23 protein-coding genes are annotated in these 22,827 nt (G+C 68.4%); 7 read left to right on the forward strand and 16 right to left on the reverse strand.

Annotated elements, in window-relative coordinates:
* The 4 genes from sfnG to ssuD form a co-directional block, all read right to left on the reverse strand.
* The gene (sfnG, locus tag FHT32_RS18690; RefSeq protein WP_176666114.1) at nt 1-1,140 is read right to left on the reverse strand and encodes a dimethylsulfone monooxygenase SfnG; all 1,140 of its coding nucleotides are present in this window, start codon (nt 1,138-1,140) and stop codon (nt 1-3) included.
* A 46-nt stretch (nt 1,141-1,186) separates the two neighbouring features.
* Complete coding sequence (gene msuE / locus FHT32_RS18695) at nt 1,187-1,798, reverse strand: FMN reductase (protein ID WP_176666115.1); 612 nt, start codon at nt 1,796-1,798, stop codon at nt 1,187-1,189.
* Nucleotides 1,799-2,146: 348 nt separating this feature from the next.
* Complete coding sequence (locus FHT32_RS18700) at nt 2,147-3,337, reverse strand: acyl-CoA dehydrogenase family protein (protein WP_176666116.1); 1,191 nt, start codon at nt 3,335-3,337, stop codon at nt 2,147-2,149.
* Nucleotides 3,334-4,515, reverse strand: coding sequence for an FMNH2-dependent alkanesulfonate monooxygenase (gene ssuD / locus FHT32_RS18705; protein WP_176666117.1), 1,182 nt, complete (start codon nt 4,513-4,515; stop codon nt 3,334-3,336). The genes FHT32_RS18700 and ssuD overlap by 4 nt, the downstream gene beginning before the upstream one ends.
* 309 nt (nt 4,516-4,824) lie before the next feature.
* Between ssuD and FHT32_RS18710 the strand changes: the two genes are divergently transcribed.
* Both FHT32_RS18710 and FHT32_RS18715 read left to right on the forward strand, forming a co-directional pair.
* Nucleotides 4,825-5,952 (forward strand): acyl-CoA dehydrogenase family protein, encoded by a 1,128-nt coding sequence (locus FHT32_RS18710; protein WP_218088322.1) that lies wholly within the window; start codon nt 4,825-4,827, stop codon nt 5,950-5,952.
* Entirely contained in the window at nt 5,949-7,094 is a 1,146-nt protein-coding gene (locus tag FHT32_RS18715; RefSeq protein ID WP_176666119.1) for a sigma-54-dependent Fis family transcriptional regulator, read from the forward strand. Before FHT32_RS18710 ends, FHT32_RS18715 begins: the two co-directional genes overlap by 4 nt.
* 146 nt (nt 7,095-7,240) lie before the next feature.
* On the opposite strand, the gene FHT32_RS18720 is transcribed toward FHT32_RS18715, so the two are convergent.
* A complete protein-coding gene (locus tag FHT32_RS18720) occupies nt 7,241-8,251 on the reverse strand; it encodes an aldo/keto reductase (RefSeq protein ID WP_176666120.1) in 1,011 nt (336 codons plus the stop codon).
* 127 nt (nt 8,252-8,378) lie between these two features.
* Here FHT32_RS18720 and FHT32_RS18725 point away from each other — a divergent pair, with 127 nt between their 5' ends.
* Complete coding sequence (locus FHT32_RS18725; RefSeq protein WP_176666121.1) at nt 8,379-9,281, forward strand: LysR family transcriptional regulator; 903 nt, start codon at nt 8,379-8,381, stop codon at nt 9,279-9,281.
* A 101-nt stretch (nt 9,282-9,382) separates the two neighbouring features.
* Here the strand turns inward: FHT32_RS18725 and FHT32_RS18730 are convergent, their stop codons facing one another.
* On the reverse strand, nt 9,383-10,297 hold the full coding sequence (locus FHT32_RS18730; protein ID WP_176666122.1) for a LysR family transcriptional regulator: 915 nt from the start codon (nt 10,295-10,297) through the stop codon (nt 9,383-9,385).
* Between the two features lie 136 nt (nt 10,298-10,433).
* Here FHT32_RS18730 and FHT32_RS18735 point away from each other — a divergent pair, with 136 nt between their 5' ends.
* Complete coding sequence (locus tag FHT32_RS18735) at nt 10,434-11,864, forward strand: MFS transporter (protein WP_176666123.1); 1,431 nt, start codon at nt 10,434-10,436, stop codon at nt 11,862-11,864.
* Between the two features lie 162 nt (nt 11,865-12,026).
* Here FHT32_RS18735 and FHT32_RS18740 read toward each other — a convergent pair whose 3' ends face one another.
* From FHT32_RS18740 to FHT32_RS18765, 6 genes are all read right to left on the reverse strand, one after another.
* Nucleotides 12,027-12,308, reverse strand: a complete 282-nt coding sequence (locus tag FHT32_RS18740; RefSeq protein ID WP_256099056.1) for a high-potential iron-sulfur protein — start codon at nt 12,306-12,308, stop codon at nt 12,027-12,029.
* A gap of 20 nt (nt 12,309-12,328) precedes the next feature.
* Nucleotides 12,329-12,484, reverse strand: coding sequence for a hypothetical protein (locus tag FHT32_RS18745; RefSeq protein WP_176666125.1), 156 nt, complete (start codon nt 12,482-12,484; stop codon nt 12,329-12,331).
* Nucleotides 12,485-12,519: 35 nt separating this feature from the next.
* Nucleotides 12,520-13,056, reverse strand: coding sequence for an NUDIX domain-containing protein (locus tag FHT32_RS18750; protein ID WP_256099057.1), 537 nt, complete (start codon nt 13,054-13,056; stop codon nt 12,520-12,522).
* 10 nt (nt 13,057-13,066) lie between these two features.
* Nucleotides 13,067-14,503 (reverse strand): trypsin-like peptidase domain-containing protein, encoded by a 1,437-nt coding sequence (locus FHT32_RS18755; protein WP_176666126.1) that lies wholly within the window; start codon nt 14,501-14,503, stop codon nt 13,067-13,069.
* Nucleotides 14,503-14,925: a universal stress protein gene (locus FHT32_RS18760; protein ID WP_176666127.1), complete on the reverse strand. Its 423-nt coding sequence runs from the start codon at nt 14,923-14,925 to the stop codon at nt 14,503-14,505. The genes FHT32_RS18755 and FHT32_RS18760 overlap by 1 nt, the downstream gene beginning before the upstream one ends.
* Before the next feature lie 92 nt (nt 14,926-15,017).
* Nucleotides 15,018-15,602 carry a hemerythrin domain-containing protein gene (locus FHT32_RS18765; RefSeq protein ID WP_176666128.1) on the reverse strand — a complete coding sequence of 195 codons (585 nt, stop codon included), beginning with the start codon at nt 15,600-15,602 and terminating at the stop codon, nt 15,018-15,020.
* A 165-nt stretch (nt 15,603-15,767) separates the two neighbouring features.
* Here FHT32_RS18765 and FHT32_RS18770 point away from each other — a divergent pair, with 165 nt between their 5' ends.
* Nucleotides 15,768-16,274, forward strand: a complete 507-nt coding sequence (locus FHT32_RS18770) for a universal stress protein (protein ID WP_176666129.1) — start codon at nt 15,768-15,770, stop codon at nt 16,272-16,274.
* A gap of 73 nt (nt 16,275-16,347) precedes the next feature.
* Here the strand turns inward: FHT32_RS18770 and FHT32_RS18775 are convergent, their stop codons facing one another.
* The 3 genes from FHT32_RS18775 to FHT32_RS18785 form a co-directional block, all read right to left on the reverse strand.
* A complete protein-coding gene (locus FHT32_RS18775; protein WP_176666130.1) occupies nt 16,348-17,187 on the reverse strand; it encodes a universal stress protein in 840 nt (279 codons plus the stop codon).
* A 72-nt stretch (nt 17,188-17,259) separates the two neighbouring features.
* Complete coding sequence (locus FHT32_RS18780; RefSeq protein WP_176666131.1) at nt 17,260-17,496, reverse strand: hypothetical protein; 237 nt, start codon at nt 17,494-17,496, stop codon at nt 17,260-17,262.
* 79 nt (nt 17,497-17,575) lie between these two features.
* Nucleotides 17,576-18,760, reverse strand: coding sequence for a fatty acid desaturase (locus FHT32_RS18785; RefSeq protein WP_176666132.1), 1,185 nt, complete (start codon nt 18,758-18,760; stop codon nt 17,576-17,578).
* A 212-nt stretch (nt 18,761-18,972) separates the two neighbouring features.
* Here FHT32_RS18785 and FHT32_RS18790 point away from each other — a divergent pair, with 212 nt between their 5' ends.
* Nucleotides 18,973-19,695, forward strand: coding sequence for a winged helix-turn-helix domain-containing protein (locus tag FHT32_RS18790; RefSeq protein ID WP_176666133.1), 723 nt, complete (start codon nt 18,973-18,975; stop codon nt 19,693-19,695).
* Nucleotides 19,688-21,826: a GAF domain-containing protein gene (locus tag FHT32_RS18795; protein ID WP_176666134.1), complete on the forward strand. Its 2,139-nt coding sequence runs from the start codon at nt 19,688-19,690 to the stop codon at nt 21,824-21,826. Before FHT32_RS18790 ends, FHT32_RS18795 begins: the two co-directional genes overlap by 8 nt.
* Before the next feature lie 18 nt (nt 21,827-21,844).
* Here FHT32_RS18795 and FHT32_RS18800 read toward each other — a convergent pair whose 3' ends face one another.
* On the reverse strand, nt 21,845-22,615 hold the full coding sequence (locus FHT32_RS18800; protein WP_176666135.1) for a Crp/Fnr family transcriptional regulator: 771 nt from the start codon (nt 22,613-22,615) through the stop codon (nt 21,845-21,847).
* Between the last annotated feature and the right edge of the window lie 212 nt (nt 22,616-22,827).

Consider the following 22,827-nt stretch of genomic DNA (forward strand, 5'->3'; position numbering starts at 1 on the left):
TCACGCCACGGCTTCCAGTGCCGCCTTGGCGGGCTGGCCTGCACGCGCGGCCTGCTCCGCTTCGAGCTTGCGCACCAGCGGCAGCACCTTCTCGCCGAAGTACTCCACCTCCTCGATGAAGTGCAGGAAGCCCGTGAGGATCAGGTCCACGCCGATGGCCTTGAGCGCCACGATGCGCTCGGCGATCTGCTGCGGCGTTCCGATGAGGTTGGTGCGGAAGCCATCGTTGTATTGCACCAGGTCCTCGAAGGTCGACTTGGCCCAGTTGCCCTCGCCCTCGGGCGATGCCTTGCCGGCCTGCTTGACTGCATCGCCGAAGGCATGTACCGCCTCGACGTGCGCGTGCTTGATGATGTCCGCCAGCACCGCCTTGGCTTCTTCCTCCGTGTCGCGGGCGATGACGAAGGCGTTCACGCCGATGCGCACCGTGTGGCCGTTCTGTGCCGCCTTGGCCTGGATGTCGTCGATCTGCGCCTTCAGGCCCTCGGGCGTGTTGCCGTTGGTGAAGTACCAGTCCGACACGCTGGCCGCGTTGTCGCGCGCGGCGCGCGAGCTGCCGCCCTGGAAGATCTCCGGGTGCGGCTTCTGCACCGGCTTCGGACTCAGCGTGTAGTCGCTGAAGCGGTAGAAGTCGCCCTTGAAGGTGAAGTTGTCCTGAGTCCAGATGCCCTTGAGCGCGCGGATGAATTCGTTCGAGCGGCGATAGCGCTCGTCGTGCTCGAGCCAGGGCTCGCCGATGGCCTGGAACTCGCCCTTGAACCAGCCGCTGACCACGTTGATGGCGATGCGGCCGTTGGAGATGTGGTCGATGGTGGCGATCTGCTTGGCGACCACGGCGGGGTTCCACGGTCCGGGCAGGATCGCGGCGAGCACCTTGAGCTTCGTGGTGGCATGCAGCAGCGCCTGGCTGAAGGACACCGACTCGTGCTGGTATTCCGCGCCATAGCCGGCCGTGAAGCGGATCTGGCTCAGCGCGTACTCGAAGCCGGCCTTCTCGGCCGCGACCGCGAGGCGCTGGTTGTATTCCAGGCTCCAGTCGGTGCGCTGCTCGATGGTGCTGACCACGAGGCCGCCGCTGACGTTGGGCACCCAGTAGGCGAACTTGACGGGGGCGGCGGTGGAGGACGACGGTTGGCTCATGGCAGGTTTCTCTCTGTGGGGACGATCGATCGGAACGAAGGCTTCTTCAGGCGGCCAGCGCGACCGGCGCGGGCTTGCGGATGGCGGGCGCGGTCGGTGTGGTGGACGTGGCGGCCGGCGAGGCATCGCGCAGCTGGGGCACGGCACGCGCCACGGTCAATGCGATGCGTTCACGCAGCGCGGGGCTGGCGATCTCGTAGCCTTCGAAGTCCTTCTCCACCGCATAGACGCCGATGGGCAGCGTGAGCGCCTGGAAGAAGCTGAAGAGCGGGCGCAGCTGGTGGTCGATGACCAGCGCATGGCGGTCGCTGCCGCCCGTGGCCGCGAGCAGCACCGGCTTGTCGATGAGTGCCTCGTGATGTACGAAGTCGAAGAGGTGCTTGAAGAGGCCGGTGTACGAGCCGCGATAGACCGGGCTCGCCACCAGCAGCAGGTCGGCCGACTCGATGGCCGCGATGCTTTCCTCGACCGCGGCGGGCAGCTGGTTGCGGTAGAGCACGCCGGCGAACTGCGGGCCGATGTCGCCCAGCGAGATCACGCGCGACTCGATGGCGATCTGCTCGCCAAGTGCGGCCAGGAGTTGATCGACCAGCACCAGCGTGCGCGACGGACGTTGCAGGCTGCCGGAGACGGCGACGACTTTCAGTTTTCGACTCATGTTGATATGACCTCTGTTTGGAAGCCACGAGCGATTCGCGGCACGCCTGATATATGCGAATGGCGTGCCACTTCCTTTTTCCTTATGAATCAATGAGTTAGAGCGAAATGGCTATTCGCGTGCGTGCTGAATTCGAAACAGGCTGCGGGTGAGCTGCTGATCAGCCAGCAGCTTTGCAGCCATAGTCGTTTGAGGCAGATCGGTATGCGGGCATCGAATGAACGCCAGGCAGCAACTGCTCGATGCAACTGCTTCCTGCGCAGCAGCGCGGAACAGCGGGAGCAGCGCTGAAAAGTACAACGGGCCTGCGACGCGAAGCCGCAGGCCCGTTGCATGGCGATGGCAGGTTCAGGAATAGAAGCTTGGTTGCGGCAGGCGCGCATTGAGCGCCCAGTGGCCCAGCTCGCGCACCTTGTAGTCCACAGGATCGTGCAGCGTGTGCACGCGCAGGTTGCGCCAGTAGCGGTCGAGGCGCAGCGCGGCGGTGGTGGCTCGCGCGCCTGTCACTTCGAACATGCGGTGCGCCACCTCGAGGCTTGCACGCGTGCTCGCGACCTTGGCCGCGGCGACGGCAATGGCCACCTCGCCACGCTCCTGCTCGTCGAGCGAAGTGCCGCGCAGCCATGCCTGATCGAAGGCCGCGGCGGCCTGGTCGAGCAGCAGTCGCGCGCCTTGCAGCGCGAGCCAGAAATCACCGTAATGCGTGAGCACGTACGGGTCTTCGTTCGCGGCCGGGGCCGTCGAGAACAGCCAGGGCCGGCTCTGCTGCAGCGTGAAGGCCTTCGCCTCCTCGAGCGCGCCCTCGCCCAGGCCCAGGTAGATGTTCGCGAGGATCAGCTGCGCCAACAGCGGGCGCAGGCAGGCGAACGGCGTCGACAGCGGGCCGGGATCGAGCAGCAGCTCGGTCGCCCCGACGCGCACGCCGTCGAACAGCACACTGCCGCTGTCGGTCTGGCGCTGCCCCATGTTGTCCCAGTCGCCGAGCACCGTGATGCCCGCGCGCCGCGTGGGCACGACGCCGATCAGCAGGCGGTCGTTCGCGTCGAGGGCCGAGGCGACCAGCATGTCCGAATCGCTGGCGCCGGAGCAGAAGCTCTTGCGGCCCGAGAACACATACCCGCCGTCGAAGGCTTCGGCGCGCGTGGACTTGTCGAGCGGGTTCAGCGCATTGCCCCAGAACCAGCGATGCGCGCCAGTCTGCTCGATCCACGGCTGCCACTGCGCGCGCTGCGCGAAGAGCTGCGTGGTTGCGAGCAGCAGGTGGTGGAAGGCGAAGAGGTGCGCCACCGAGCTGTCGACGCGCGCGAAGCCGCGCACCACGTCGAGTGTCTGCCGCCAGCTCGCGCCCAGGCCGCCGAGCTCGGCCGGCACGCTGAGCATCAGAAGGCCGCTGTCGCGCAGCAGGTCTCGCTCGGCCTTCGGCGTACCGCCGAGCTGGTCGCGTTCGACGGCGGTGCGGACCAGGGCCTGCGCAACGCGCTGCGCACTCGCATGCCACGGCACGACCTCGTCGCCGGCCTCCGCGGAGAAATGCTTCATGCGGCCGCCTTCTCGCGCGGGGCTCCCGGCGAAGCCTGCACGACCTGTGCAGAAGGCGGCACGATGTCATTGGCGATGACTTCGCCGAAGGGCCCGGTGATGTTGGCTTGCCCTGGCGGGCGCACATGGTCGAGCGGCAGCAGCGGAAACAGCAGCTCGGCCACGCGGTACGCCTCTTCGAGATGCGGGTAGCCCGAGAAGATGAAGGTCTCCACGCCGAGCGCCGCGTATTCCTCGATGCGCGCCGCCACCTCCTCGGGGCTGCCCACGAGCGCAGTACCCGCGCCGCCGCGCACGAGGCCCACGCCCGCCCACAGGTTGGGCGACACCTCGAGCCTGTCGCGCCGCCCGCCATGGAGCGCGGCCATGCGCTGCTGGCCCACGGAGTCGAAGCGAGAGAAGGCTTTCTGCGCGGCTGCGATGGTGTCGTCGGTCACGTAGGAAATGAGTTCGTCGGCGGCGCGCCAAGCCGCCTCGCTGGTCTCGCGCACGATCACATGCAGCCGGATGCCGAAGCGCAGCATGCGGCCATGCTTCGCCGCCGCGGCGCGGGCCTTCGCGATCTTTTCGGCCACGTCGGCCGGCGGCTCGCCCCAGGTGAGGTACACGTCGACCTGCTCGCCCGCGAGTGCGATCGCGGCGTCCGACGAGCCGCCGAACCACAGCGGCGGATAGGGCTTCTGCACCGGTGGATAGAGCGTCTTCGCGTTCTCCACGCGCAGGTGCCTGCCCGAGAAATTCACGGTCTCGCCGGCGGCCACGCCGCGCCAGATGCGCAGGAATTCATCGGTGACTTCATAGCGCTCGGCGTGCGTGAGGAAGCTGCCGTCGCCATGCTGTTCATCGGGATCGCCGCCGGTCACCACGTTGATGAGCAGTCGGCCGTCGGAGAAACGGTCGAGCGTCGCGGCCTGGCGCGCGGAGACCGTGGGCGAGATGATGCCGGGGCGGATCGCGACCAGGAACTTGAGCCGCTCGGTCTGCGCCGCGAGCGACGACGCGACCACCCACGAGTCCTCGCAGGAGCGCCCCGTCGGGATCAGCACGCCTTCGTAGCCCAGTTCGTCGGCGGCCTGCGCTACCTGCCGCAGATATCGATGGCTCACGGTACGCGCGCCGCGCGAGGTGCCGAGGTAGCGGCTGTCGCCGTGCGTGGGAAGAAACCAGAAAAGTTGCATGAGGCGATTCAGCAGTTAGCGTGCCAGTCGCCCTGCCTGCGCAAACGCGCCGAAGCACGCGATTTCTGCTGCTCCAGCAGCAGCCGAGCACCAGACCTGCTGCGTTCGGCGCATCGGCCTGGCTGCGCTGCTGCCATGGAAGCAAAACAAGGATCGATATACGGATCGCATCGTTGGCGGCGCGCAAGGCAGCCTCCAACATGCTGCTGGCGCAGCAACCCTGCTGCCTGCACATCACCGAGGGTCTGCGTGAGTTCAGTTCTTTCCATTCCGGTTTCCGAATCGCCTCGCGACATTGCCCGCGACCTGATGCAGCGCTTCGCGGCGACCGCCGTCGAGCGCGACGAGCGCGGCGGCACGCCCAAGGCCGAGCGGGATGCACTGCGCGAGAGCGGCCTGCTCGCGCTGAGCATTCCGCGCGAATTCGGCGGCGGCGGTGCGGACTGGCGGGAGACGCTCGACGTCGTGCGCCTGCTCGCGCAGGCCGACAGCTCGCTCGCGCACGTGTTCGGCTTCCATCACCTGATGCTTGCCACGGTGCGGCTCTTCGCGCGGCCCACGCAATGGCAGCCGTGGTTCGAGCAGACCGCGCGGCGGCGGTGGTTCTGGGGCAATGCGCTCAATCCGCTGGACGACCGCACGGTGTCGAGCGCGCACGAGGGCTGGCGCGAATTCACCGGGCAGAAGAGCTTCTGCTCGGGCGCGCTCGACTCCGAGATGCTGATCGCGTCGGCGCGCGAGGAAGGCAGCGGCGCCTTCATCGTCGCGGCAGTGCCCACCGGCCGCTCGGGCATCTTCGTCGCGCCCGATTGGAACAACATCGGGCAGCGCCAGACCGACAGCGGCAGCGTGACCTTCGAGAAGGTGCGCGTCGAGCATCACGAGGTGCTGGCCGATCCGGGCCCGCTCTCGACGCCATTCGCCTGCCTGCGGCCGCTGGTGTCGCAGCTCGTGCTGGCCAACATCTACCTCGGCATTGCGGAAGGAGCCTTCGACGATGCGAAGCACTACACGCTGCACGAGTCGCGCCCCTGGCATGCGGCCAAGGTGGCGCAGATGCACGAGGACCCCTACGTGCTCGGCCACTACGGCGACTTCTGGGTCGGCCTGGAGAGCGTGCGCGCGCTGGCCGATCGCGCGGCCGACCGGCTCGATGCGGCCTGGCGGCGTGGCCCCGCGCTGACCGAACCCGAGCGCGGCGAAGTCGCGGTGGCCGTGGCCACCGCCAAGGTCGCAGCGACGAACACGGGCCTGGACATCTGTACGCGCATGTTCGACGTGGCCGGCGCGCGCGCCACGCACGGCGGCCTGCGGCTGGACCGCCACTGGCGCAACCTGCGCACCCAGTCCCTGCACGACCCCGTGGCCTACAAGCTGCGCGAGCTCGGCGAATGGGCCCTCAAGCAGCAATACCCCGTACCGACCTTCTATTCATGACCGCCTACACCCGCCCTCTCGCAGTGCTGCCGCCGGCCGACGCATCCCCGGGCGAGGACTGGGATCCCACCGCGCCGTCCGCACCGTCCACGCTGCTCACGCTGCCCAACCCCCGCAAGCTCACCACCTCGATCCGCGCCACCGCTCAGGTGTTCCAGGACCCGCGCTCGGCCGCGCTGCTCGAACGCATCCGCATGGTGGCGCCCAGCGACGCCAACGTGCTCATCATCGGAGAGACAGGGACCGGCAAGGAACTGATCGCGCGGCACGTGCACGACCTCAGCCGGCGCAGCGGAAAGCCCTTCGTGGCCGTGAACTGCGGCGCCTTCTCCGAAAGCCTGGTCGAGAGCGAGCTCTTCGGCCACGAGAAGGGCGCGTTCACCGGCGCGTTCTCGGCCAAGGCGGGATGGTTCGAGGCCGCCAACGGCGGCACGCTCTTCCTCGACGAGATCGGCGACCTGCCGCTGTCGATCCAGGTGAAGCTGCTGCGCGTGCTGCAGGAACGCGAGGTGGTTCGGCTGGGCTCGCGCAGGAGCGTACCCATCGACGTCCGCGTGGTGGCCGCCACCAACGTGCGGCTGCAGGACGCGGTGGCCGCTGGCAACTTCCGCGAAGACCTGTTCTACCGGCTGCACGTGGTGCACCTCGCGCTGCCGACGCTGCGCGAGCGGCCCGGCGACATCCTGCCGCTGGCGCGGCACTTCATCGAGGAATACCGCCAGCGCCTGGGCTACGGACCGGTGCGCCTCGACGCGAGCGCCGAGCAGAAGCTGGGCGAACACGGCTGGCCCGGCAACATCCGCGAACTGGAGAACGTGATCCACCACGCGCTGCTGATCTGCCAGAACGGCGTGCTGGGTGCGGAGCATCTGCACCTGTCCTCGCTGAACATCCAGCGGCGCCCGCCCGACGACGAGCCCCCGGCGAGCGCCACGCCGCAGCAGGCGCTGGAGGCGGTGCTGCGAGACCTCTTCAACGAGCCGAACGAGCAGATGTTCGAACAGATCGAGGAGACCGTGATGCGCACCGCCTTCGAGTTCTGCCACCGCAACCAGGTGCAGGCTGCCAAGCTGCTGGGCATCAGCCGCAATGTGCTGCGCTCGCGGCTCATCAAGAGCCGGGAGATTTCAGCGTTGAAGTAGCCTCGGCGGATTCGCTGGCCGTCGTGCGCACAGGGCATCGCGAGGCCGCCAAGACGCGGTCCGCGGTGCCTTGTGCTGCCGAAGCGTCAGGGTCCCCTGTTGGCGGTAGCACCGTCGACTTCGGCCCTGGTCAGCTTCCCCCCGCTTCAGGCGCGGCGCGATTCGCTGTCCAGGCTCGCCATCTGTGCTGCGGCATAGCGGTCGCCGGCGGCGGCGCCCTTCGGCACCGCACGCTCGATGGCCGCGAAATCGTCGGGCCCCAGCTTCACGTTCAGCGCGCCGAGCGCCTCGTCAAGCCGCGAGCGCCGCCGCGCGCCGACCAGCGGCACGATATCGTCGCCCTGCGCGGCCACCCATGCGATGGCGATCTGCGCCACGGTCACGCCCTTCGCCTCGGCGATCTTGCGCAGCGCCTCGACTAGCGCGAGGTTGCGCTCCACGTTCTCGCCCTGGAAGCGCGGGCTGTGCGCGCGGAAATCCTTCTCGCCCGCGGCGTCCTTCTGCCAGTGCCCGCTGATCAGGCCGCGCGACAGCACGCCGTATGCGGTGATGCCGATGCCCAGCTCGCGGCAGGTCGCGAGGATGTCGTCCTCGATCCCGCGCGAGATCAGCGAATACTCGATCTGCAGGTCGCAGATCGGGTGTACCGCCGCCGCCTTGCGGATGTTGATCGAACCCACTTCCGAGAGGCCGATGTGACGCACGTAGCCCGCCTTCACCAGGTCGGCGATGGCGCCCACCGTCTCCTCGATCGGCACGTTCGGATCGAGCCGCGCGGGACGGTAGATGTCGATGTGGTCCACGCCCAGGCGTTGCAGCGAGTAGGTCGCGAAGTTCTTCACTGCCGCCGGCCGCGCGTCATAGCCGACCCAGCCGCCGGCCGGATCGCGCATGGCGCCGAACTTCACGCTGAGCAGCGCCGCGTCGCGCTGCGAGGGCTTCAGGCCCCTGAGCGCTTCGCCGATCAGCATCTCGTTATGGCCGCTGCCGTAGAAGTCGCCGGTATCGAGCAGCGTGATGCCCGCGTCCATGGCAGCGTGGATGGTGGCGATGCTTTCCACGCGGTCGGAGGGGCCGTACATGCCCGACATGCCCATGCAGCCGAGGCCGATGGCGGAAACCTTGGGGCCGGTGGCGCCGAGTTGGAGTGTGTTCATTGGTGCTGTCCTTTCAGGAGAGCCGGACGCGATGGCGAACGGCATGGCGGTAGTCTGGAAGCAAACGACCCGTTCGATAATCCGTCCTCCACCGCACGGGTTGTGCGGAAAACCGCACAATCTGGTGATGACCGAACCCGATCTCTCCGACCTGGGGGCCTTCGTGGCCGTCACCCGTGCGCGCGGTTTCCGGGGCGCGGCCGCCCTGCGAGGCGTGTCGCCCTCCTCGCTCAGCGAGGCGATGCGGCGGCTCGAAGCGCAACTGGGTGTGCGCCTGCTGAACCGCACCACGCGCAGCGTGACGCCGACCGAAGCGGGCCAGCGCCTGCTCGACCGCATCTCGCCCGCGCTGGACGACATCGCCGGTGCGCTCGACACGCTCAACAGCTTTCGCGACAGCCCCACCGGCACCCTGCGGCTCAACGTGCCGACCATCGTGGCCCAGCGCGTGCTGCCGCCGCTGGCCAGCCGCTTCCTGCGCGCGCACCCGGGCATCACGCTGGAGATCACGACCAACGACACCTTCATCGACGTGCTCGCGGCAGGCTTCGACGCGGGCGTGCGCTACGACGAGAGCATCGCCCGCGACATGATCGCCGTGCCCCTGGGCCCGCGCACGCAGCGCTTCGTGGCCGCGGCATCGCCGGGCTACCTCGCCGCGCACGGCGTGCCGAAGCACCCGACCGACCTGCTGCAGCACGCCTGCATCGGCCATCGCTTTCCGAGCGGCGTGCTCGCGGCCTGGGGCTTCGTGCGCAAAGGAAAGGCGGTGAAGATCACGCCGAGCGGACCGCTGATCGCGTCGATGCTCGACCTGGAACTGCACGCCGCCGAGTCGGGCCTGGGCGTGATCTACACCTTCGACGAGTACCTGCGCCCTTCCATCGAACGGGGCACGCTGGCGCCTGTTCTGGAGGACTGGTGGCAGAGCTTTTCGGGGCCGTTCCTGTACTACCCGAGCCGCACGCACATGCCGGCGCCGCTGCGAGCCTTTGTCGATTTTCTGAAGAGCGAGAGCCAGTCCACCTGATGTCCGCCTGATATGTGCCAGCGGATCGTGCCCCGAGAAACTGCGCAGAGCGCTTCATCACGCAGCAGGAAAAGTAGAGGCGAGCGAGCTCAGGCGGCCCCTCAGAACGAATCTTCAGGCGAGCGGCACAACGCCAGCACCATCCCGCGCAGCCATCGATGCGCGGGGTCCCGGTCGAGGCGCGGGTGCCACATCTGCGAGATGGTGATCTGCTCCGCCGGCACGGGCAGCGGGAACGAACGCAGCGTGCTCTGCGCTCTCAGGCGCTCGAAGTACGAGGCCGGTATCAGCGCGACCAGATCGGTCGCCGCCGCGATCGACAACGCGGTGCCGAAGCTGGGCACGACCACCGCGGCGTTGCGCGCCAGTCCCATTGCCGCGAGAGCCACGTCTACGGGGCCCTCCGTGCGGCCATGGCGGGAAGTGACCACGTGGTCGCAGGCGGCGTAGCGCTCGGGGGTGATCTCGGCTTCGGCCAGCAGAGGATGGCCTTCGCGCACCGCCGCGATGAACCGGTCCCGGTAGAGCGCCTGGATGCGAACCTCCGGCCCCGACTCGCCCAGGACACCGACATCGAGATCGATCAGCCCCTCCCGCAACGGGCGCACGTCCTTGTCGGGCTTGGGCGCGAAGCGCAGGCGGACGCCCGGAGCCTCCTGTGCGATGCGTGCCACCAGCACATGGGCGAAGGCTTCGATGAAACCGTCGTTGGCCCGTATGGTGAAGAGGCGCTGGAGCGAGCGCGGGTCCACGCTCGCATCGGCGGGTTGGAGGACCGCATGCGACTCCTGCACCAGCTCCCTCACACGGTCGCGCAATGCGAGCGCATGCGGCGTGGGTACCATGCCGCGCCCCGCCCGCACCAGCAATTGATCCCCGGTCGCATCCCTCAGCCGCGCCAGGGTGCGGCTCATGGCCGATTCGCTCAGGCCCATGCGCTCGGCGGCCTTGGCGACGTTGCCTTCGGAAAGCAGTGCGTTCAACGCGGTCAGCAGGTTGAGGTCGGCGTCCGGCATGCCTGACGCTAGCACAGCCGCCCACACCCGAACAGGCGCGGCGTGCAGGAACAACCTGCGCGCGGCGCTCTGGGCCGATGCGTCATGGCGTCCTATTCTGAGCCGACGCAATCGAGCGTCTCTTCAGGCCACTCCCATGTTGCTCTCACCTCCTCTCCGCGCCAGCCAATCCTCTTCCATCGACCCGCGCTCCGCCGGACCCGATGCCGCGAACGATGCCGATGGCCTGCCGTTGCGGCAGCGCATCGCAGCCATCGCCGCCATCCTGGGTGCGGGTACTCTCGTCGTGCTCGACGGCGCGATCGCCAACGTCGCGCTGCCGAGCATCTCCCGGCAATTGCATGCGACGCCCGCAGATGCGGTGTGGATCATCACGGCCTATCAGCTGGCGGTCGTGATGTTTCTCCTGCCCGCCTCGGCCATCGGAGCAAGGCTGGGCTATCACCGCGTGTTCGCCGGAGGCGTCGCGCTGTTCACCGCGGCATCGGTGCTGTGCGCGCTGTCCCCATCGCTGCCGTGGCTCGTGGCCGCGAGATGCCTTCAGGGGCTGGGCGCCGCGGCGGTGATGCCGCTTGGCCTGGCGCTGCTGCGCTTCACCTATCCACGCCGGCTGCTGGCGCGCGCGATTGGCTGGAACGCGCTCACGATCGCAGGTGCCACCGCGGCGGGCCCCTCCGTGGGCGCCTTCATCCTCTCCACATCGAGCTGGCCGTGGCTCTTCGCGGTAAACCTTCCGATCGGCATCCTCGTGCTGGCGGCCTGCGCGAAATTGCCGCGCCCTGCACCGTCCCAGGACCGCATCGACCTCTGGAGCATCGCCCTCAACGCGATCATGTTCGCTTCCTTCGTGCTCGGAAGCGACCGGCTGCCTTCGAACCTGTTGCACGGCGGCGCGCTGCTCGGGCTGTCCATCGCCTGCATGCTGCTTCTGGTGCGCCGCGAGATGACGAAGAAGGCGCCCCTCGTACCGCTCGACCTGCTGCGCGTGCACTCCTTCCGCATCTCGGTCATCGCCTCTGTCTGCTGCTTCACCGGCCAGATGGCGAGCTACGTGGCACTGCCCTTCTACATCCAGCACGAGCTGGGTCAGAGCACCGCGACCACCGGCCTCCTGTTGACCCCCTGGCCCCTTGCTGTGATGCTGGCCGCACCACTGTCCGCGCGCCTGGCCCAGCGAGTACCGACGGCCTGGCTCTGCGCGGCCGGGGGCGCGTTCCTCGCGACCGGCTTGGCACTGTGCGCGCTGTGGCCGATCCACGGCAACCCCGCCCTGCCTATCGCGGTCTTCACGAGCCTCGCTGGCTTCGGCTTCGGACTCTTCCAGACACCCAACAACCAGAACATGCTGCTTTCAGCGCCCAAGGAGCGCAGCGGCGCAGCCGGCGGCGCGCAAGGGACAGCGCGGCTCACGGGGCTGACGCTCGGCAGCCTGGCGATGAGCCTGATGTTCGGGCTGCTGCCCTCGCACAGCGCCGTGCATCTTGGACTGGCAATGGCTGCGTTGGCGGCCATGGTTGGGAGCGTGGTGAGCCTGCTCAGGAGTCCGGGCAGGACCGCGGCTGTGTGATCGTCCGCAGGAGGGAGCCGGTGCGTCGGCCACGCGCTGCCTTGGTTGAGCCATAGTTCATGGAAATCGAGCCATATCGCCGAGCGCACTCCACCGCACCGATCAGCCGGCCCGCAATGTGTCGAGCGATTGCGGTCACCGCCGGCCCGCCCTGCTCGCGTGCTAGCTCTTCCTGGCCCAGGCGCTGCACCAGCCCTTCGCATTCACCTGTTTTCCGGCAAACAACGCGCAGTTTCCCTGCGCGTCCGCCGGCCTGGATTGCCAGAGTGCGCAGCCGTTGCACAGCTGTGCGTTCTCGTGCTTCGGGTACTTCTTTGCATCGGCCCTGGTCGAGTCGGCGACATAGCCGAGGGCCGCAGCCTGCGGATCCTTTTCATCGAGCACGGCCTGCGCGAAGGAACTGGAAACGCAAGCGGCAGCGCCGGAGGCGGCAAGGGTCAGCATGAAGATGCGACGGTTGGATTTCATCGTGGGTCTTTCATTGTTTGCGAGGTGGAGACCGAACTCCGGGACGCCGCATCGCGCTCGTTCAGACCCGCCAGCACGAGGACGACGGTGGCAAGAAGCGTCGCGATGCAGAAGCCAAGAACTTGCAAGACCGCGTTCGATGTGATGTTCATGGAAGCCTCGTGGGGATGGTTGGGACGGCCCGAAGTCATTCTTGAACGATCGGCTGCCCACGCCCTTGCGCAATATCAATTGCGCAAGATCCGCATGAACCAGGTGCCGCGTCGACAGGCCCGACTTCGTACAACAACTGCCCGTGAATGCCGGCCAGCGAAAGCGACTGCGTCAGCACCGCGACGAGGCTGGGCGCGCAGAGCTTCGGCAATTGCTCGAAGCAGGCCCAGCGGAATCCGTCCATCTCGGGCCGCCGCCGTCCATGCCGGTCGGTGTAGAAGCTGGAGCACACACAGGTCTTCGGCTCGAAGTGCCGCACCAGCACCGCGAAGAGCCGGAGCTTCTTGCCCTTGCGATACGGAAACAAACCGAGTTCCCTCAACTGCCCCGGCGACAGCGCAAGACCGCATTCCTCGGCGGCCTCTCGAGCCGCTGCCTGTGCCGCCTGCTCCAGCCCTTCCATCGCGCCCTTGGGGATGTCCCAGTAGCGGCTGTCGCTTGCGTGGCAGAGCAGCAGTTGCCCTGCCGTATCGAACACCAGGACGCCGCAACTGGTCGACTCGTTCATCATCACGGCAGCCTCAAGGAGTCGGCACGGCTTCATCGCCTGCGCGCCGAGCAACCGGGGCACGCGGCGCACTGCGCGGGAGAATCGGCACGTAGCTTCGAGCCGAACCGCGCAAGACCAGCAGCGCCACGGTGTCGCTCTCCCGCACGGAGCGGATCGCCGCGTCGAAGTCCGCCAGGCTGGCCACTTCCACGTCGTTGACCGCGATCAGCATGTCGCCATATCGCAGCCCCGCCAGCTGGGCCGAGCCCGAGACCGACTGCACGTAGAGTCCCGGAGAAGGCAGGCTGATGCCCAGCACCCCCTTGCGTTCCGCGAGTTCCAGTCCGAAGCGCGTTTCCTGCGCGGCGGAACGCCCGGCCGGCCTGGGCGAGACATCGGGTGGGTTCTCGGCCACGTCCACCTGCACCATCAGCGGCGCCCTGTGACGCCAGACCTTCAGCGTGATGCGGTTGCCCTTGTGCGCTGCCGCCACGTGGTTCTGTATGTCGGCGTAGCCCATTGGGACGTCGGCCCCGACGGCCAGCACCACGTCGCCGCTGCGAAGCCCCGCCTCCGCGGCCGGGCTGCCCGGGTCGACTCGTACAACCAACGCTCCCTGGGTGGAAGCAAGGCCGAAAGCCGGTGCCAGCTCTGGAGTCAGAGGCTGGGTACGGGCGCCAATGTGTCCCCGCCTCACGTGCCCGGTCGCGCGAAGTTCGTTGGCGACACGCATCACCGTATCGATGGGCAGGCTGAACGACATGCCGAAATACCCCCCGCCAGGGGAGTAGATCATCGAGTTCATGCCCACCACTTCACCCCGTTCGTCGAAAAGCGGCCCGCCCGAGTTGCCTGGATTGAGGGCCACATCGGTCTGGATCAACGGCACTCCGCTTCCCCCGGGTATGTAGCGTGGATTGGCGCTCACCACGCCGGCCGTCACGCTGCGCTCGAAGCCGAACGGTGCCCCCATCGCGGCCACCCGCTCGCCGGGACACAGGTCGCTGCCGCGGCCCAGGACGACGACCGGTAGGCCGGAAGCAGGGACTTTCAGCAAGGCAACATCGCTGACCCGATCGACTCCCACCACCTCGCCGTCGAAGCGACGCTGGTCGGCGGTGACGACGGAGATGGCCTGGGCGCCGGCCACGGCGTGCGCACTGGTCAGGATGTATCCGTCGTTGCCAATGATGAACCCCGACGCGAAGCCCCGCCCCCAACCTCTTTCCCATGGCATGGAAGGCCGCATCTCGCCGGCGACCGGCCGCTCGCTGCCGTTCTCCGTGACCATGATGCTCACCACCGCCGGCGACTGCCGCGCCGCGGCGGCCGCGAAATCGGCGGCCTGCGGCGCGGTCTGCACCCGCTCCAGGCATGACCGCGCCTGCGACCACGCCCCCGTTCCGCTGGCGAGCGCGAACGCGCCGAGGACGGCTGCGATCGCACTCCGCGTGACGGCGGCTTTCATCAGCCCACCAGCAAAACCGGCACGGAGCACGCCGCCAGCACCTTGGTGGCGACCGATCCCAGCACCAGGCTTGCCAGGGCGCCCTGGCCTCTCGATCCCATGATGACGAGATCAAACTGCCCCTTCTGCGCGAGCGAGGCGATTTCCTCCGCCGGATGTCCTACCCGGTGCTCGAAGTGCGCCTGGATGCCGTTGCGGGTCAGCAGCTCGCGCACGGGCTCGAGCACCATCCGCGCATCGTCTTCGTAGTAGCCATGCACGACCTCCGGTCCCGCGAAGGCCGCGGCGCGGTGCGGCACAGGCAGCACCGCGTGGAAGACCGTGAAGGCGTGGCCCGCATTCGACCATGCCTTGTGCGTGGTCAGGTAGGTCAGCATGCGGTCGGTGTAGTCGCTGCCGTCGACAGCGAGCAGGATCTTCATGATGGGTTCCTTCGGCGGGACGTTTCCCCCGTGCCCCGATGCTCGCCCCGACCTCCGTCCCCGCCCTTGATGCAGCGCAAGGCCGCGCCGGCCTAGAGGGCCGGCCCCAGCCCGATGGGCGCCGGAACGACGTTGACGATGCGCGTGAAGAGCGCGCTGTACTCGAGGTCCGGCACATGCCCGGTCATCGGATCACGGTTCTGCGCGAAGGCCTCGTCCAGGTCGCGCCAGTCGTCTTCCGTCAGCACGCGCTCGGCCAGCGGCAGGATCTCCCGCTCCTCCTGCGCCATGTGGTCCAGGTAGAAGTCGACGTACTCCTCCACCGTGCGCTCGAAGTCCTCGCGCCTCGATTCGCCGAGCATCTCGAACGCGAGCAGCGCGTGCTCCACGTTGCGGATCCTGCGCTCGCCTTTGGCATGGTCGCCGTCGAGCTTGTCGAGCAGGTCGCGCGAGATCGGCGTCCTGGCGCGCAGCTTCGGAAACAGCAACTCCGTTTCCTTGCGGTGATGGCGCTTCTCGGGAAATTCGTCCACGTAGAAGAGCATGGCCCTGAGCGTCGCGAAGTCGGGCAGCGTGCCTTTCCTGCGGTGCTGCTCGAGCAGCATGACGATGGAACGCAGCATGGCGGCGAGCGCCGCATGCTCCTGGCGGATGATGCGGATGGTGGCGTGGGGCATGAGGGTCTTCCTGTGCATGCACCGAGGGTCGCTCTTTCATGGCGCGCGGCCTTGTTCCAGATCAAACCCCAGCCAGCCACGGCTTGCGGGTTTGATCAATGTCAAGCCGCGCGCGCCGGCCCTCCGGATACTGGAGCGATCCAATCAACAGACCGGAGTCGTGCCATGTACCAGCGAATTCTTGTGCCCATCGACGGCAGTTCCACGTCCGCGCGCGGCCTGGCCGAGGCCATCGAGCTCGCGAAGCTCACGGGCGGATGCCTGCGGGTGGCGCATGTCATCGACGAACTGTCGTTCGCCCTCGCGATGGACGCCTATGCGGGCTACGCCGGCAACTGGCTCGAGGAGCTGCGCGGCAACGCCAGGAAACTGCTCGAGGACGCGCGCGCCAAGGCTGCGGCCGAAGCCGTGGAAGCAGACATCGTGCTGCTCGACAGCTTCAAGGGCACCGTGCACGACCAGCTCATTGCCGCAGCGCAGGCCTGGAAGGCCGAGCTGATCGTCATCGGCACCCACGGCCGCAGGGGCATCGGCCGCTGGGTCATGGGCAGCAGCGCGGAGCACATCCTGCGCATGTCGCCCGTGCCGGTGCTGCTGGTGCGCGCGCCCGAGAGCGCGAAGACGGAACATGAGCGCTTCACCCTGCCGAGCGGGGAACTGGCCAGCCAGTGAGCGAGGGGGCTGTCCGCCGGGGGATGCCGAAGCGCTGAAACCGCGAGATGGCGCCGCCGGCCCCCGGCGCGGCTCAATGCGCGACAAGAACCGGCACTGTCATCTGCGCGAGGATCTGCTGCGTCACGCCCCCCAGTATCTTTTCGCGCAGGCGCGAATGGCCGTAGCCGCCCATCACCAGAAGCGCGGCACCCAGCTCGGCGACCCTCGACAGCAGCGCATCGGCGATGCCGGTCTCCGTCACTTCCGACTCCGCGCGCGCCTGCACGCCGTGGCGCAGCAGGAACTGGATCACCTCGGGCAGCAGCAGCCGCTGCGCGTCTTCCTCGTCGCGCGGATGGCGCAGCGACAGGAGCGTGACTCGCGCGCCGCGCAGCGCCGGCAATGCCGCGTGCAGGGCCACGGCCGCCTCGCGCGAGCCGTCCCAGGCCACAACGACGCTCTTCGGCACGCCGGAGAACTCACCCGCCGACGGAACGACCAGCACCGGCCTGCCCACTTCCATCAGCACCTGCTCGGCAAGACCATGCACCGTGGTGTCTCCACGGTTCGAATCGTCGCTCTGGCCAAGCACCACCAGGTCGCTCGCATGCCCGTAGCGAACCACGGCGTCCACCGTGAGGCCGTCGACCAGCTGCACCTCGTACGACAGCGGCCCGGACGCGGCAATGCCCTGCCTGAACTCCCGCGCGATGCCCTCGGCGCGCCGTCGCAGGTAGTCGGCGGACTCGGCGATGTAGTCGGTCATGCCGGTGGCGATGGCACTGGCGGGAATCACGCCGTCGTGGAGGCCGGTGGGTATCAACCCGGTCAGGTGGCTCTCGTGCGAGCGCGCCCACCGTGCCGCCAACGCAGCGCGCTCGGGGCAGCGGGTCGATGGGTCCAGGTGGACGAGGATGGTTCTGAAGTTCATGAATGCCTCGCTGAGCGGCGCGCCGCATCCGGCGCGAAAGGACGATGTGGGTTGGACCGGGTGCTCTCTCGCCTAGCCATCCAGCGGCACGCCACCGCCGAACCGGCAGATCCATTGGTCCATGAGCTCGCGCTGGGCGGCTGCCGTTGCGCGCTGCCAGGCCGCGAACATTTCCCACTGAGCTCGTTGCGCGAGCAGAACGCTGCGGCCGACGGCGATCTGCCAGTCCATCGCCGCCTGGAGGTAGCGCGCGTCCAGGGGCGCCGGCGCCGGTGCCGTCGGGGTTCCGGAGAAGCTGTCCTTGGCCATGCGAGATGTCTCCTTGGGTCGGGTATCCGCGAGGGGTATTCCTGCACTCTTCATTCGCATCTCCTCGGCATGGCCTCGCTCAGGCATAGGAACGCAGGCGGCGCGAAAAATCGGCCAGGGGCGCGATGCCGCTCGCCTCCGCGCGCTGGCACCAGTCCTGCAGCTGCCTGGCGAGCTGGTCGCCGGTGGCCGCGGAACGGCTCCACAAGGCCGTGAGCTCCGCGCGCATCGCGTACATGGTGGCCAGCGCCTGCGATGCATTCAAGGCCTGCACCACCTGCCTGTAGCGGGACGGACCGAGCAGCGCCTGGTTCTTGCCGAGCCATGGCTTCACCGCCTTCAGCGCACGCGCGGCTTCCGGGGACATGCGGCGCAGGCGGCCGAGTTCGGCCACGCAGGCCTTCTTCAGCGAACGCGTGTAGTTCGACAGAACGTCGTAGTGGCAGCGGATGACGGCCTGCACCGTCGCGAGGTCGACGTTCGCCTTCGGCGCGACCAGGCGCGGCACGGGCGCCACGTGCTTCACCCTGGCGAGCCCCAAGGCCTGCAGCACGCGGATGTAGAGCCAGCCGATGTCGAACTCGAACCACCTGTTCGAGAGCTTGGCCGAGGCGGGAAAGGCATGGTGGTTGTTGTGCAGCTCCTCGCCGCCGATCAGGATGCCCACCGGGAAGATGTTCGTGCTGGCGTCGCGCGCGGGCCAGTTGCGGTAGCCCCAGTAATGGCCGATGCCGTTGACGACACCGGCCGCCCAGAACGGAATCCATGCGATCTGCACAAGCAGGACCAGCCCGCCCGGCACCACGCCGAAGAGCGCCATGTCCACGAGGCCCATCAGCACGATGCCGAGGATCTTGTGCTTCGAATAGAGCCTGCGCTCGAGCCAGTCGTCGGGCGTGCCGTGGCCGTAGCGTTCCAGCGTCTCGGCCTGCCTCGCCTCGCGCATGTAGAGGAGCACACCGCTCCACAGCACGCGGTTGAGCCCGTGTACCTGGGGGCTGTGCGGGTCTTCCGGGGTTTCGCATTTCGCGTGGTGCTTGCGGTGAACGGCGGCCCATTCCCGCGTGACCATGCCGGTGGTCAGCCACAGCCAGAAGCGGAAGAAATGGCTCGCCGCCGGATGCAGCTCGAGCGCGCGGTGCGCCTGGTGGCGGTGCAGGAAGATGGTGACCGAAGCGATCGTGACGTGCGTGAGCGCCAGCGCGGCCAGCGCCGTGCCCCACCATGGAAGATCGAGCGCGCCGGAATGAAGCAATGAGTACATGGATACCTCGTGAACTGTGCGCGCGATTCTGCGCAGCGCGCCCGGCAACGGCCTTGATGCACGTCAACATGCCGCGCTCACTCTTGCGCCATGGCCTGGCACCCTGCCCTCCACCGGGCTTCCAGGGGGGGCCGCGGCGCAGCGTGCGTGCTACGCTCCCGTTGATACAGGGTGCCCACGACACCCGCATTCCATTTTCTTCCCGCCATCGCATGAAACAAGCCTCCCACATTGCGGTGCTCGACGACGAGGTTGACATCACGCTGCTGCTGGCCAACTACCTCCAGAGCCACGGTTTCCGCGTCACCCAGGTCCACGACGGACGGGCGCTCATGTCGCTGATGGGCGCCGACCCGGCGGACCTCGTGCTGCTCGACCTGGGCCTGCCCGGCGAAGACGGCTTCTCCATCGCACGCCGGCTGCGCGAGAGCTTCCGCTGCGGCCTCGTCATCGTCACGGGCAGGGGCGATGCGGTGGACAAGGTCGTGGGCCTCGAGGTGGGCGCCGACGACTACGTGACCAAGCCCTTCGACCTGCGCGAACTGGTGGCTCGCGTGAAGGCGGTCCTGCGGCGGATCGCGCCCGAGGTGCCTGCCTCCGCCGCCACGGGCTCGTCCGGCAGGCTGCGCTTCGCCGGCTGGCAGCTCGACACGGCCGCGCGCAGCCTCAGGAATCCGCAAGGCGAGGAGGTGGCCCTGACCGGCGGCGAGTTCGACCTGCTGCAGGCCTTTGCCCGCCATCCGGGGCGCGTGCTCTCGCGCGACTTCCTGCTCGAGCAGACGCGCGGTCGCGAGGCGACGCCCTTCGATCGCACGATCGACGTGCAGGTCGGCCGCCTGCGCAGGAAGATCGAGACGGATGCGGAAGACCCGCAGCTCATCAAGTCGGTACGGGGCGCGGGCTACATCTTGGTGCCGCCGGTCTCCAATGGCTGAAGCCACCGGCAAGCCCCAGGATGCCGCCGCCGGCGCGCCCCCGCCGAGGGCGGCGACAGGCTTCGAGGGCTTCGACGAAGGCAGCGTGTTCCGCTCGCTCTTCGTCGCCTACCCCGATTCGCTGCTGGTGGTGGACCGCTCCGGCCGCATCATGCTGGCCAATCCCTCGGCGGCCGCGCTGCTGGGCTACGCGGTGGACGAGCTGGTGGGCCTGGATGTCGACGTGCTGGTGCCCGACAGCATCCGCCCGCGCCACGCCTCGTACCGCGAGGCTTACGGGCATGCTCCCCGCTCCCGCCCCATGGGCACCCACATGGAGCTCGTGGCCAAGCGCAAGGACGGCAGCGAGGTCATGGTCGAGATCGCGCTCAGCCCGCTGCAGAGCCACGGCCTGCCGTTCGTGGTGGCCGCCATCCGGGACATCGGCGCCTACCCCCGCGTGAAGCAGGCGCTGCAGCGGGCGCGCTACAGCGAGCACCTGGCGCAGCTGGGCCGGCTGGCGGTCGACACGCGCGACCTGCAGGTGGTGCTCGAGCACGTGCCGGCCATCATCACCACCGCGCTGCAGGCCGAGGTCGCGATGGTGTGGCTGCTCGACGGCGCCCGCCTCGAGTTCCGCGTGGCCAGCGGCGTCGGGCTGGTCGCCGAAGAGGAGATCGGCGCACGCATCGCCAACCGGCCCGACACGCCGCCGGGTTTCGTGTTCTCCCAGGGCCGGCCGGTCGTGGTGCAGGACTACGCCCGGGAAGACCGCTTCCACGTGCCGCCGGCCTACCTCGATGCCGGCCTGGTCAGCGCGCTCGCGGTGCCGCTGTCCGACCGGGGGCGCGTGATCGGCATGCTGTCGGTTCGCTCGAAGGAATCCAGGCGCTTCGGCGACGAGGAAGTGCGCTTCCTGGAGTCGCTCTCCAGCCTGCTCGCCACCAGCCTGCAGCGCGTGCAGACCGAGGAGGCCCTCAACCATTCGCAGCGGCTCGAAAGCGTCGGGCAGCTCACGGGCGGCATCGCGCACGACTTCAACAACCTGCTGACCGTGATCCAGGGCAATCTCCAGGTGCTCGAGGAACTGCCGGTGCTCGCGCAGGACGCCTATGCGCAGCAGCTGCTGGCGGCCGCGGCTCGTGCCACGCGACGCGGCGCAGAGCTCACCGGCAAGCTGCTGGCCTTCTCGCGCCGCCAGGTGCTGCAGCCGAGCGCGGTCGACACCCGCGCGCTGCTGCACTCGCTGGCCGACATGCTGCGCCGCACGCTCGACCAGCGCATCCGCATCGAGATCGACACTGCCGCCGGCTGTCCGCCCGTGGTGGCCGACCCGGGGCAGCTGGAGTCGGCGCTGCTCAACATCGCGATCAATGCGCGCGACGCCATGCCCGAGGGCGGCACGCTGCGCTTTCGCACCGAGCCGTGCGGGCCCTTGCCGGCGGCGCTGCGCGGCCAGCGCAACAACGAACCGCAGGGCGATGCATCGGCTGCTCCCGCGCGCTTCGTCGCCATCTCCATCGCCGATAGCGGCACGGGCATGTCCGAGGAAGTGAAGGAACGCGCATTCGAGCCCTTCTTCACCACCAAGGAGGCCGGCCGCGGCACCGGCCTGGGCCTGAGCACGGTGTACGGTTTCGTCAACCAGTCGCGCGGCGCGGTCGCGATCGACAGCAAGGCCGGCCAGGGCACCACGGTGACGCTCTATCTGCCGCAGCAGGAGGAGGCCCGGCCGGCCGTCATGGCGGAAGAGCCGACCGACGAGACCATTCCGGCCGGCCTTCGCGTGATGCTGGTCGAGGACGACGCGGAGGTCCGCAAGGTGGTGCACACCTTCCTTTCCACGCTGGGCTGCGAGGTCTTCACCGCCGCCACGGCCGAGCAGGCGCTGTCCGCGCTCGACGCGGGCGCCGGCCCCTTCGACTTGCTGTTGAGCGACATCGCGCTGGGTGCCGGCATGCGCGGCACCCGGCTGGCCGCCGAGATCCAGCAGCGTCTTCCGCAACTGGCGGTGCTGCTGATGTCGGGCTTTTCGTCGGAACTGCTGGACGCCGACCGCGAGGTGCCGCAGGGCTGGGAACTGCTGCGCAAGCCCTACACGCGCTCCGAACTCACGCGGGCCATGGCCAGGGTGCTGGCCGGCCGCGCCTGAGCGCGCAGGCGGCGGGCCTTACTGGAGCATGGCCGGCGCGGGCGCGAGGCAGCGCTGCACGAAGGCCGACAGGGCTCCCACGTCGGGGATCTGCACGTCGCGCCGCCCCTTGGTCGCGAATCCGATGACGTTGTCGCGCGCCAGCCGCGACAGCGCGCGGCTCACGCTCTCCAGCGTCATGCCCAGGTAGTTACCGATCTCGGCGCGGGTCATGCGCAGGGTGATCTCGTCGGTGCGCATGCCGCGCTCGGCGAGCGTTTCCGCCCAGTAGCGCAGAAAGTCGGCCACGCGGGCATCGGCCGGCAGCGTGCAGACCGACATCAGCGAATCGCGGTCATGCGCGATCTCGCGGCTCATGGCGGCGTGAAGCACCTGCAGCAAGGCGGGTTGCGCGGCGCAGGCCGCCAGCAGGGCTTCGTACGAGACAACCCAGATCTCGCCGGTGTCCATGGCCACCGCATCGCACGAGTAGCGCCCGCTGGCGATGCCGTCGAAGCCGAGCCAGTCGCCGCGGAACTTCAGGCCCACCACCTGCTCGCGTCCGTCGGCCGAGAGATTCACGATCTTGAAGAAGCCGGAGTTCAGGATGTAGAGGTTGCCGAAGCGCTCGCCCGCCTGGTAGATCGTGTCGCCCGTGTGCACGACGCGGCGCTGCGGCCTGAGCCGTTCGCCCAGCAGCTTGAGCGTGTCGGCGGTGCTTTGCTGTCCCATGCAGTCCCGGCCGATGCCGGCCGCAGCATAGCTGGGCGGGACCTTGGCGTTCTTCGAGGGGATGGCGGCGTTGAGCATCTGCGACTCCTTGGTGGTCTTCTCGTGTCGATGCAGGGATGCTAGGAAGCGTTGGGCAATGCAATGACAACGGCCGGAATCGGCGCGTAACGCTCGGTGAATGCAATGTGTCCGGCGTGTATCAACGGCCGGCGGCATGCGGCAGGTCACGCGCTCGCGCCCGCGCCTTTGACCTGCATCAAGTCCGGGGGCTCCGGTCGGCTTAGCCTCTG

The organism is Variovorax sp. SG517, assembly GCF_013376045.1.
Lineage (GTDB): Bacteria > Pseudomonadota > Gammaproteobacteria > Burkholderiales > Burkholderiaceae_C > Variovorax.

What these genes read in the sequence shown, in the direction of transcription:
- FHT32_RS18745 (WP_176666125.1), bottom strand. Translation starts at nt 12,484, where the DNA reads ATGAACATCACATCGAACGCGGTCTTGCAAGTTCTTGGCTTCTGCATC.
- FHT32_RS18740 (WP_256099056.1), bottom strand. Translation starts at nt 12,308, where the DNA reads ATGCTGACCCTTGCCGCCTCCGGCGCTGCCGCTTGCGTTTCCAGTTCC.
- FHT32_RS18725 (WP_176666121.1), top strand. Translation starts at nt 8,379, where the DNA reads ATGACCGAACCCGATCTCTCCGACCTGGGGGCCTTCGTGGCCGTCACC.
- FHT32_RS18755 (WP_176666126.1), bottom strand. Translation starts at nt 14,503, where the DNA reads ATGAAAGCCGCCGTCACGCGGAGTGCGATCGCAGCCGTCCTCGGCGCG.
- FHT32_RS18730 (WP_176666122.1), bottom strand. Translation starts at nt 10,297, where the DNA reads ATGCCGGACGCCGACCTCAACCTGCTGACCGCGTTGAACGCACTGCTT.
- FHT32_RS18735 (WP_176666123.1), top strand. Translation starts at nt 10,434, where the DNA reads ATGTTGCTCTCACCTCCTCTCCGCGCCAGCCAATCCTCTTCCATCGAC.
- FHT32_RS18775 (WP_176666130.1), bottom strand. Translation starts at nt 17,187, where the DNA reads ATGAACTTCAGAACCATCCTCGTCCACCTGGACCCATCGACCCGCTGC.
- FHT32_RS18750 (WP_256099057.1), bottom strand. Translation starts at nt 13,056, where the DNA reads ATGATGAACGAGTCGACCAGTTGCGGCGTCCTGGTGTTCGATACGGCA.
- FHT32_RS18715 (WP_176666119.1), top strand. Translation starts at nt 5,949, where the DNA reads ATGACCGCCTACACCCGCCCTCTCGCAGTGCTGCCGCCGGCCGACGCA.
- FHT32_RS18785 (WP_176666132.1), bottom strand. Translation starts at nt 18,760, where the DNA reads ATGTACTCATTGCTTCATTCCGGCGCGCTCGATCTTCCATGGTGGGGC.
- FHT32_RS18720 (WP_176666120.1), bottom strand. Translation starts at nt 8,251, where the DNA reads ATGAACACACTCCAACTCGGCGCCACCGGCCCCAAGGTTTCCGCCATC.
- FHT32_RS18790 (WP_176666133.1), top strand. Translation starts at nt 18,973, where the DNA reads ATGAAACAAGCCTCCCACATTGCGGTGCTCGACGACGAGGTTGACATC.
- FHT32_RS18780 (WP_176666131.1), bottom strand. Translation starts at nt 17,496, where the DNA reads ATGGCCAAGGACAGCTTCTCCGGAACCCCGACGGCACCGGCGCCGGCG.
- FHT32_RS18800 (WP_176666135.1), bottom strand. Translation starts at nt 22,615, where the DNA reads ATGCTCAACGCCGCCATCCCCTCGAAGAACGCCAAGGTCCCGCCCAGC.
- FHT32_RS18760 (WP_176666127.1), bottom strand. Translation starts at nt 14,925, where the DNA reads ATGAAGATCCTGCTCGCTGTCGACGGCAGCGACTACACCGACCGCATG.
- sfnG (WP_176666114.1), bottom strand. Translation starts at nt 1,140, where the DNA reads ATGAGCCAACCGTCGTCCTCCACCGCCGCCCCCGTCAAGTTCGCCTAC.
- msuE (WP_176666115.1), bottom strand. Translation starts at nt 1,798, where the DNA reads ATGAGTCGAAAACTGAAAGTCGTCGCCGTCTCCGGCAGCCTGCAACGT.
- ssuD (WP_176666117.1), bottom strand. Translation starts at nt 4,515, where the DNA reads ATGCAACTTTTCTGGTTTCTTCCCACGCACGGCGACAGCCGCTACCTC.
- FHT32_RS18765 (WP_176666128.1), bottom strand. Translation starts at nt 15,602, where the DNA reads ATGCCCCACGCCACCATCCGCATCATCCGCCAGGAGCATGCGGCGCTC.
- FHT32_RS18795 (WP_176666134.1), top strand. Translation starts at nt 19,688, where the DNA reads ATGGCTGAAGCCACCGGCAAGCCCCAGGATGCCGCCGCCGGCGCGCCC.
- FHT32_RS18700 (WP_176666116.1), bottom strand. Translation starts at nt 3,337, where the DNA reads ATGAAGCATTTCTCCGCGGAGGCCGGCGACGAGGTCGTGCCGTGGCAT.
- FHT32_RS18710 (WP_218088322.1), top strand. Translation starts at nt 4,825, where the DNA reads ATGCAGCGCTTCGCGGCGACCGCCGTCGAGCGCGACGAGCGCGGCGGC.
- FHT32_RS18770 (WP_176666129.1), top strand. Translation starts at nt 15,768, where the DNA reads ATGTACCAGCGAATTCTTGTGCCCATCGACGGCAGTTCCACGTCCGCG.